The 9,215-nt window shown below is 69.6% G+C and carries 8 protein-coding genes; 2 read left to right on the top strand and 6 right to left on the bottom strand.

Annotation, left to right across the window (positions count from 1 at the left end; translation table 11 throughout):
• The 4 genes from WA805_RS11760 to WA805_RS11775 form a co-directional block, all read right to left on the bottom strand.
• On the bottom strand, nucleotides 1–848 hold an 848-nt coding region (locus WA805_RS11760; protein WP_425242357.1), incomplete at its 3' end, for an ABC transporter substrate-binding protein.
• Nucleotides 849–876: 28 nt separating this feature from the next.
• Nucleotides 877–1,713: a carbohydrate ABC transporter permease gene (locus WA805_RS11765; RefSeq protein ID WP_425242358.1), complete on the bottom strand. Its 837-nt coding sequence runs from the start codon at nucleotides 1,711–1,713 to the stop codon at nucleotides 877–879.
• Complete coding sequence (locus WA805_RS11770) at nucleotides 1,710–2,666, bottom strand: carbohydrate ABC transporter permease (protein WP_422339723.1); 957 nt, start codon at nucleotides 2,664–2,666, stop codon at nucleotides 1,710–1,712. Before WA805_RS11770 ends, WA805_RS11765 begins: the two co-directional genes overlap by 4 nt.
• A 5-nt stretch (nucleotides 2,667–2,671) precedes the next feature.
• Entirely contained in the window at nucleotides 2,672–4,693 is a 2,022-nt protein-coding gene (locus WA805_RS11775; RefSeq protein WP_425242359.1) for a TIM-barrel domain-containing protein, read from the bottom strand.
• A gap of 245 nt (nucleotides 4,694–4,938) precedes the next feature.
• Here WA805_RS11775 and WA805_RS11780 point away from each other — a divergent pair, with 245 nt between their 5' ends.
• Entirely contained in the window at nucleotides 4,939–5,979 is a 1,041-nt protein-coding gene (locus tag WA805_RS11780) for a LacI family DNA-binding transcriptional regulator (RefSeq protein WP_425242360.1), read from the top strand.
• An 84-nt stretch (nucleotides 5,980–6,063) separates the two neighbouring features.
• Complete coding sequence (locus WA805_RS11785; RefSeq protein WP_425242361.1) at nucleotides 6,064–8,025, top strand: glycoside hydrolase family 127 protein; 1,962 nt, start codon at nucleotides 6,064–6,066, stop codon at nucleotides 8,023–8,025.
• Between the two features lie 10 nt (nucleotides 8,026–8,035).
• Here WA805_RS11785 and WA805_RS11790 read toward each other — a convergent pair whose 3' ends face one another.
• Together WA805_RS11790 and WA805_RS11795 are read right to left on the bottom strand one after the other, a co-directional pair.
• Nucleotides 8,036–8,941 (bottom strand): fructose bisphosphate aldolase, encoded by a 906-nt coding sequence (locus WA805_RS11790; RefSeq protein ID WP_425242362.1) that lies wholly within the window; start codon nucleotides 8,939–8,941, stop codon nucleotides 8,036–8,038.
• Between the two features lie 60 nt (nucleotides 8,942–9,001).
• Nucleotides 9,002–9,215, bottom strand: a 214-nt coding sequence (locus WA805_RS11795; RefSeq protein ID WP_425242363.1) for a hypothetical protein, incomplete at its 5' end; no start/stop codon positions are given.

Genomic DNA, 9,215 nt, shown 5'->3' on the forward strand with positions numbered 1-9,215 from the left:
GGGAAGATCCACGGGCCGTTTATCATCATGGCGGCCTTGCCGTGCAGGAACTGCTGGGTGAGGTCGGGGTCCTGGCCCCAGGTGAGCACGGACTTGGACGCCGATCCGTCCTTGACCATGTTGACCCAGAGCTGGAGCGCCTGCTGGAACTGCGGGCTGTCCACCTTGGTGAGCGACGCGCCGTTAGACCAGAAGAACGGCTCGAGCTGCCAGGTGGACTGTTCGTCGCTGGTCGCGTCAAAGGCGAACCCGTAGTGCGCGGAGGTGGTGAGCGTCTTCGCGTCGGCTTGGAGCTGCGCCCACGTCGTGGGCGGGGACAGGTGCGCGGCGGCGAGCATGGCCTTGTTGTAGTAGAGCCCGATGGTGTTGGTGCCGATCGGGTAGCAGTACTGCTTGCCCTGGTAGGTGCACTCGCCGATGGCGCCGGCGGTATAGCCGCTCGTGGTGAACCCGGACAGGCCGTTGAACGCCACGAGCTGGCCGGTCGCGGCGACCTCGGGAACGTTGGGGTTGTCGATGATCAGGAGGTTGGGCATGTCACCGGCGGTCGCGTCCTGGAGGATCTTGGTGATCAGGTTCGCGTAAGGCACCGAGGTCCGCTGGACGGTGACGTTCGGGTGCGCCTTCATGAACTGAGAGTTGTACCAGTTCATCGCGGCGTCGGCGCCGGTGGGACCGGTGTAGTAGTCGAACTCGGTGATCGTTACCTTGCCACTGCTGGCGGCTGAACCCGACGAGCCCGACGAACTGGACGGGCTAGACGAGCACGCGGCGGCCGTGCCTACCGCCAGCAGGGAAACGCTGGCGGCGGCGAGGGCGCGCCACCCCAGTCTTCTTATCGCGCGCATGATTATTCTCCTCAGAAACGGACTGTTCTTACCCTTTGACCGAGCCGACCGTGAGGCCGGCCGCGATGTATCGTTGTGCGGCGATGAGCAGCATGGCGGCGGGCAGCACCGCGAACACCGCGAGCGCCATCGCCTCTCCCCAGTTCTGGGAGAACTCGCCGAGATAGGTGTAGATGGAGAGCGTGACCGGCTGGAACGTGTTGCCGTTCAGCAGCGTCAGGGCGAAGATGAAGTCCCCCCAGCCGTTCAGGAACGCGAAGAGCGCGACCGTGATGATCGCCGACCGGCTCATCGGCAGCACGATGCGGTAGAACGCCTGCATCTCGGTCGCGCCGTCCACCCGGGCGGCGGCGATCACGTCGCCTGGCAGCCCGAGCATGAACGCGCGCAACACCAGGATGCTGAACGGCACCGCGTAGCTCGCGTCCGCGATGATCAGTCCCAGGTAGCTGTTCAGCAGGCCCAGCCGGTGGTACACGAGGAACAGCGAGTTCGCGATGACGATCGACGGCAGGATCTGCGCGATCAGCAGCGACCCGACGAGCAGCGCGGTCACCCGGAACCGGTACCTGGCGAGCGCGTGCGCCGCGGGCACCGCGACCGCCAGCGTCAGCACGGTGGTGCCGAGCCCGATGATCAGCGAGCTCACCACGTGCCCGCCCTGCTGCGACAGCACGGTCGTGTAGTTGGACAGCGTCCAGACGGACGGGAAGAAGCTGTACGTCGACGCGCCGAACAGCTGCGAGTTCGTCTCGAACGAGGCCACGACCACCGCGTAGAGCGGGAACAGCAGGAATGCCAGCGCGACGAGCGCGGCGATGCTCGCCGCCACGGAGCCCAGCCGCCGCCGGGTTTTCGGCCTCATAGCGACTCTCCATGTAGCGTCTCGCGGTTCAGCCAGATGTACAGCGGCGCGGCGACCAACGCGATCAGCAGCAGCACGGTGTTCAGCGCCGCGCCGGCCCCGAAGTCGAAGTTCTGGAAGGTCAGGTTGTAGGCCCAGGTGGCGATGAGCTGGGTCGAGTTCGCGGGCCCGCCCTGGGTCAGGCCGATCACCACGTCGAACACCTTCACCGTGAACACGAAGCCCAGCACGAACACGACCTCGATCACCGGCCGGATGATCGGCAGCGTGACCCGGGTGAGCCGTTGCCACGGCCCTGCCCCGTCGATCCGCGCGGCCTCGAGGAGTTCGGCAGGGACGTCTTGCAAGGCGCTGTAGAGCAGCACCGTGAAGAACGGGACGCCGATCCAGATGTTCGTGAGCAGCACGGTCACGTACGCCCAGCCCGGCGAGAGCAGGTAGCCGACCGGCTCGTGAATCAGGTGCAGGTCGATCAGGATCTGGTTGACCGCGCCGCCCTGCAGCTGGAACAGGAACCTGAAGATGGTCCCGGTCACCAGCAGCGGCAGCAGCCAAGGGACGAGGATCAGCGACCTGGCGAACCGGCGCAGCGGGAACCGCAGGTTGAACAGCAGCGCCAGCGAGAACCCGATGAGGAACTGGAAGAGCAGCGACAGCACGGTGAAGCTGAACGTCCGGATGATCGCGCTGTCCGCGATCGGGTCCTTGAGCGTGGTCGTGTAGTTGGACAACCCGGCGAACGGCGCCGTCAGATGCGAAATCGTCGCCGGCGAGGTCTGCTCGAAGGACAGCACGATGTTGTAGATGATCGGGATGGCGAACGCGAACACCACGTAAGCGCCGGCCGGGACGAGGAACGCCCACTTCACCGCCCGGCGCAGCCGCGACCAGTGCCGCGGCGCGACAACCGGTCCCGCGGTCCGCTGCGCTGTCCGCTTCCTGGATCCCGTCATCAGGCTCACAAGGCGCCTCCCATCCCGGGCGGGCTGGCGAACGGCTCGATGGCCCCGCCATCCCGCACGTAGACCGGGATCCGGTCGAGCGGCGCCGGCGCGGACAGCCACTGGCCGCCGCGGTGCGCCTCCCCCGTCCAGGCATCCAGCCAGCGCGTCCCGTCCGGGAGGTACACCGTGCGCTGCGTCGCGCCCGCCGTCACCACCGGCGCGACGAGCAGGTCGTCGCCGAGCAGGAACTGGTCCGCGATGTCCCAGCAGGGCTCGTCGGCGGGGAAGGTAAGGAACAGCGGGCGCATCGGCGGCAGGCCCTCGGTGTGCGCCTGGCGCATCGTCGCCATCAGGTAGGGCCGCAGGCGCTCCCGCAGGCCGAGCCACTGCCGGATGATTCCGTACGCCTCCTCGCCGAACGACCAGACCTCGTTGGGCGCCCCGGTCTGCCCGGCGCCGGACATGCTGCCGGGCAGCCGCATGCCGTGCAGCCGGCACAGCGGCGTGAACACGCCGAACTGGAACCACCGGACGATGAGCTCGCGGAACTCAGGCGACCTGATGTCGCCGCCCTTGAACCCGCCGATGTCCGTCGTCCACCACGGGATGCCCGAGATGCCGATGTTGAGCCCGGCGGGAATCTGCCGCCGCAGGTCCTCGAAAGTCGAGTCGATGTCGCCCGACCAGACCGCCGCGCCGTACCGCTGGCTGCCCGCCCAGGCAGACCGGCAGAGCGAGACCACCTCGTCCTCGCCCTCTGCGCGCATCCCGTCGTAGAACGCCTTCGCGTTGAGCATCGGGTAGATGTTACCGGTCTCAAGCCCGGCACCAAGGTAATAGCGCAGATTGCCTGGCTGCTCTGGCACCAGCTCCGGCTCGCACGCGTCGAGCCACCAGACCCGCACGCCGTGCTTGTAGTACCCGTCTTTGACCCGCGCCCAGATGTACTCCCGCGCTTCGGGATTCGTGGCGTCGTAGAAGCTGACCATCGTCCGGTGGTTCCCCGCGCCCCGGTCCCAGATCGCCAGCTGCACGCTGAGGCCGCGCTCGTTCGCGACGAGCAGGCCCAGGTCGTTCATCTCGGCGTAGTTGTCGCTCGCCGGGTTGACCGTCGGCCAGACCGACACCATCAGCTTCACGCCGAGCCGGTCCAGTTCGGCGACCATGCCGGCAGGGTCAGGCCATTCCTCGGGGTCGAACCGCCAGTCGCCCTGCCTGGTCCAGTGGAAGTAGTCGACGACGATCACCGACAGGGGCAGTCCGCGCCGCTTGTACTCGCGTGCCACGTCGAGCAGCTCGTCCTGGGTCCGGTACCTGAGCTTGCACTGCCAGAACCCCGCCGCCCATTCCGGCAGCATGGGCGCCCGCCCGGTGACCGCCGTGTACCTGCGAACGATGTCCGCGGGCACCGGCGCGGCCGTCACCCAGTAGTCCCACTGGCGGGACGCCTCGGACACCCAGCGGGTGGCGGTGGTGCCGAGTTCGACCCGGCCGATGGCCGGGTTGTTCCACAGGAATCCGTAGCCGGCGCTGGACAGCAGGAAGGGGATGCTGACCTCGGTGTTGAGCTGGATCAGCTCGACCACGGCGCCCTTCTGGTCAAGCCTTCCGTGCTGATGCTGGCCGAGACCGTAGCACCGCTCGCCGTCGCGCGCGGCGAACAGCACCTCGATGCGGTGCAGGCCGGTGCCGTCCCCGGTGGGCGCGTACCGCCGCTGCGGCGGTCCGGTGAAGTGCGGCACCACCTCCGCGAGCAGCACGGCGCCGTCCGCGGTGCGGGTGAACCTGATCCTGCCTTCCGCGGTGATCTCGACGGTAATCTGGCCGTTGACCAGCCAGGCGACGTCCGCGGCGAGTTCGGTCCGCGCGCCGGAAGGTGGCGGCGCCGCGAGCAGCGCACCGGGGAGGTCGTCGCTGACGGACGGCCAGAGCGTGCCGCGCACCCGGACGCTGTCCGGGCCCCAGGGCTCGATCCGCACGGTCTCGTGCCCGCCACGCCAGACGAGCGCTGCGCCGTCCTCGCTGAAGGCACCCATGCGGTTCTCTCCTCAGGTTGCCGTCATAAAGCAAACCTTTTCCTTCCTTCGGAGCCTAACCAGTTGACGCTCGCTCAGTCAACGGAACTGGTGATAAGCTTGTTCAGAGCAACGGCGCTGGTGCCGCTGCGAAACGCTGCAGGCAAGCCACGCGGGCAAACGTGTTTCACGGCTTGCCGCGCTGAGGGCTGAGGGGTGAGGGAGGAGCCATCGCGAACACTGCCGGCCCTCGCCCGGTGACGGTCATGGACGTGGCGAGGCTGGCCGGAGTATCACCGGGGACGGTTTCCAAGGCGCTGAACGGCAGGGGCAGCATCAGCCCTGAGACGGTCCGCCGGGTCCAGGAGGCCGCCGAGCGTCTCGGCTACCAGCCGAACGCGCTCGCCAGAGGCCTGCTCACCGGCCGCAGCTGCACCGTGGGCCTGATCACCACCGACAGCTTCGGCCGGTTCAGCATCCCCATCCTGCAGGGCGCCGAGGACGCGCTCGGCCCAGGCAGCGTCTCCGTGCTGCTGTGCGACAGCCGCGACGACCGGATCCGCGAGCAGCACTACCTGCGCATCCTGCTGGAGCGCCGGGTGGACGGCATCATCGTGACGGGCCGCCGGCAGGACCCGCGCGAACCGATCGGCGCCGGGGTCTCGGTCCCGGTGGTGTACGCGATGACCCAGTCCACGAGCCCGGCCGACTTGTCGCTGGTCCCCGACGACCTGCAGGGCGGCGAGCTCGCGACCAGGCACCTGCTCAGCTCGGGCCGCACGAAAATCGGGCACGTCACCGGGCCGACCCGGTTCGTGGCCTCGCAGCTGCGGGCGGAGGGCGCCGAGAAGACGCTGGCCGCCGCCGGCCTGACGCTGGCGGGCGGCAGCGTCCTGTACGGCGAATGGTCCGAGGAATGGGGCCGCCAGGCGGCCGACATGCTGCTGCGCGCCGCGCCCGACATCGACGGCGTCTTCTGCGGCAACGACCAGATCTCGCGCGGCGTCGCGGACGCGCTGCGCGAGGCGGGCCGCCGGGTGCCCGACGAAATCGCCCTCGTCGGCTTCGACAACTGGGAGATCATCGCCACCGCCTGCCGTCCGCCGCTGACCACGGTGGACATGAACCTGCGCGAACTCGGGCACGCCGCGGCCGCGCGGCTGCTCGCGGCCATCGAGGGCCAGTTCACGCCGGGCGTGGAGAAGCTGCCGTGCAGCCTCGTCATCCGCGAGTCGAGCCGGGCGCGCGCCATGGGACAGGCCGCCGTGCCGTCCGGGACGCCGGGCCAGGGCACCCCGGCAGGCTAGCCGTCTGGCGCCCGTAGCCGCGCCGTGTTAGCCTCCTCGTTTAGTTTCCGGAAAAGCTTTTCCTCACGTTGCCGGAGGTGCATCGTGATCCAGTCGGATGCCGCGCCCGCCGGCCCCGTCGGATTGTCCGCCACGGCGATCTGGGCGCACCGGCCGTTGCCCGGCTGCGGCGCCCGGCTGACCGGTGGCCTGCTGCACGACTGGCAGCGGCGCAACCTGGCCGAGAGCCTGCCCCTCGCGCTGCGCCAGCTCGAGGCCGCTGGGAACCTGGACAACGTACGGCTCGCCATCCAGGCAGGATTGCCCGCCGACGGTGCCGACGGTGCCGCTGGACCCACCGGAGCCACCGTCCGCTATCGCGGGCCGGTGTTCATGGACACCGACATCTACAAGACCCTGGAGGCCATCGGCTGGGAGCTCGCCCACGGGGACCGCCCCGAGCTCGCCTCCTTCGCCGCGCGGACCACCAGCCTGCTCGCGCAGGCGCAGCTCCCCGACGGCTACCTGGATTCGTACTTCCAGGTCACCGGCGAGCCGAAGTACTCCCGGCTGGCGTCCAGCCACGAGATGTACTGCGCAGGGCACCTCATCCAGGCCGCGGTCGCGCTCCGCCGCGGCGCCGGCGACTCGCGGCTCCTCGACGTGGCGACACGGCTGGCCGACCACCTGGTCCGCGAGTTCCTCGGCCAGGCGCGGGGCCTCGACGGGCATCCCATCATCGAGACCGCGCTCGTCGAGCTCTACCGGGAGACGGCCAGCGACGACTACCTCGCGCTCGCCAGGCAGTTCGTCGACCAGCGGGGGGCCGGCCTGGCCGGCGACTCAGGCCTGGGCCGGCGCTACCTGCAAGACGACGTACCGGTCCGGCAGTCGGTGACCGAGGTCGGGCACGTGGTGCGCGCGCTGTACCTGGAGGCGGGGGTGGTCGACGTCGCCGCCGAGACCGGCGACACGGCGCTGCTGAAGTCCTCCGCCGACCGCTGGGCCGACATGGTCGCCGCGAAGACCTACCTGACCGGCGGCAACGGGTCGCGCCACTCCGACGAGGGCTTCGGCGACCGGTTCGAGCTGCCGCCGGACCGGGCGTACAACGAGACGTGCGCCGCGATCGCGAGCTTCCACTGGAGCTGGCGCCTGCTGCTGGCGACCGGCGACACCAGGTACGCCGACCACATGGAGCGGGTGCTCTACAACGGCTTCGGCTCGGGGGTCTCGGCTGACGGACGGCGGTTCTTCTACGTGAACCCGCTGCAGCGCCGCGAGGACCACTTCGAGCAGGACGACCCCGGCAGGCGGCGCGAATGGTTCAGCTGCTCGTGCTGCCCGCCGAACATCATGCGCCTCATCGCCTCGCTCGACCACTACATCGCCAGCACGGGGACCGCCGCAGCGGGAGCCGACACAGTGGGGGCCGACACGCTGTACCTGCACCTGCTCACGGGCTCGCGGGTGGCCGGCGCCGGCCTGGACGTCGAGGTGGTCACCGGCTACCCCTGGTCCGGGCGGGTGGAGGTCACGGTGCTCACCGCCGCCGCCGGGGAGCGAGGGCTGGCCGTCCGCATCCCGGCGTGGAGCGAGGTCACGGGGTTCCGGCTCAACGATGATCCAGAACGTCCTGTGCCGCCTGCGGGCGGCTACCTCCTGCTCCGCCGGGCGTGGCGGCCCGGCGACCGGGTGACCGTGGAGCTGGACATGACGCCGCGGGTGCGTCGCCCTGACCGGCGCGTCGACGCGGTCCGCGGCTGCGTGGCGGTCGAGCGGGGCCCGCTGGTGTACTGCTTCGAGCAGGCGGACCAGCCCGCCGGGACCCGCGTGGACGACCTGCTGCTGGCGCCCGGCGGGGTGCTGGCCGAGGTCCCTGTCATGCTCGACGGCGTGGGCGAGACAATCCAGGTCCGCGTCCCCGCCCGCGCCCTGGGGCCGGGCGACACGCCCGACGGATCGACCGGGGACGTCACCGCGGTCGGCGTGCCCTACTTCCAGTGGGACAACAGGGACGGCGGCCCGATGCGGGTATGGATGCCGGAGGCCGGGGCGTCCGGCTAGGCCCTGCCGGCTAGGTCCCGGCCGGCTGCTTGTGCACCGACGCCTGGTAGATCTGCTCGATCGACGACTCCAGCGTCGCGTTGAACTCCGCGTCGGTCTGGCTCGCCGTCAGCCCTTCGAGCAGCGCGCGGGAGAAGCTGGCGATCAGCGTGGGGTCCTTCGCGAGCAGGGCGCAGGCCTCGTCCCTGTCGTAGCCGCCCGACAGGGCGACGATCCGCAGCATGCGCGGGTCGGCGGCCAACTCGCCGTACAGGCCTGGCTGGGTCGGGATGGTGATCTTCAGCATGACGATGGCATCGCCTGGCAGCGCCTCGAGGTGCTTGGCGACGGTGTCCCGCAGCATCGTCTCTGCCTGCGCCTTGTGCGGGCTCGAGATGCTGACCTCTGGCTCCATGATCGGCACGAAACCGGCCGCCCTGATCCGGTTGGCGTACTCGAACTGCTGATCCACGATCGCCGCGATCCCGGCCGCGTTGGCGTCCTTGATCACCGACCGCATCTTGGTGCCGAAGATGCCGTGCCGCCGCGCGAGCTCAAGCTGGTCATCGAGCGTGCTGATGGGCTTCATGAGCTGCACGTCGTCCTGTTCGGCGGCGAGCCCCAGGTCGACCTTCAGGATCGGGACCACGTTCTTCTCTGTCCACAGGTAGCGGGCCGTGGGCACGCCGCCGATGTTCCGCTCCATGGTCTGCAGGAACAAGATCGACGCGAGAATGCGGTTGCCGTCGAACGCCGGGCTGGTGAACACGCGGGTCCGCATCTCGTGGACGAGGTCGAACATCTCGTCCTCCGTGCTGTACCGGTCCCGGCTGATGCCGTACTCCTCGAGGGCCTTCGGCGTGCTCCCGCCGCTCTGGTCCAAGGCGGCGAAGAAGCCGCGGCCATCTCGGATCTTCTCCAGCTGCATAGTGTCCATGGCTCCCATCCTGGCACCCGCCCGGCGGATGCGGGAGCCCGGCTCAGAGCTTGCCGCGGGTCAGAGCTTGCCGCGAGTCCGGGCGTTGAGGATGATCTGGGTCACCAGGTACCTGCTGAGGCCGATCTTCTCGGCGATCTCGTCGGGCCGCAGGCCCTGCTCGTTGTACAGCAGCGCGAGCCGCTGCTGCCGCTGGCTCCACGGCTTACGGGCGACCTTCGGCGCCGCAGGGGCGGCGGACCGCTGCCGCGGTGCCGCCGGACGGGCCGCCGGA

It is taken from the genome of Trebonia sp. (assembly GCF_049794275.1).
GTDB lineage: Bacteria > Actinomycetota > Actinomycetes > Streptosporangiales > Streptosporangiaceae > Trebonia.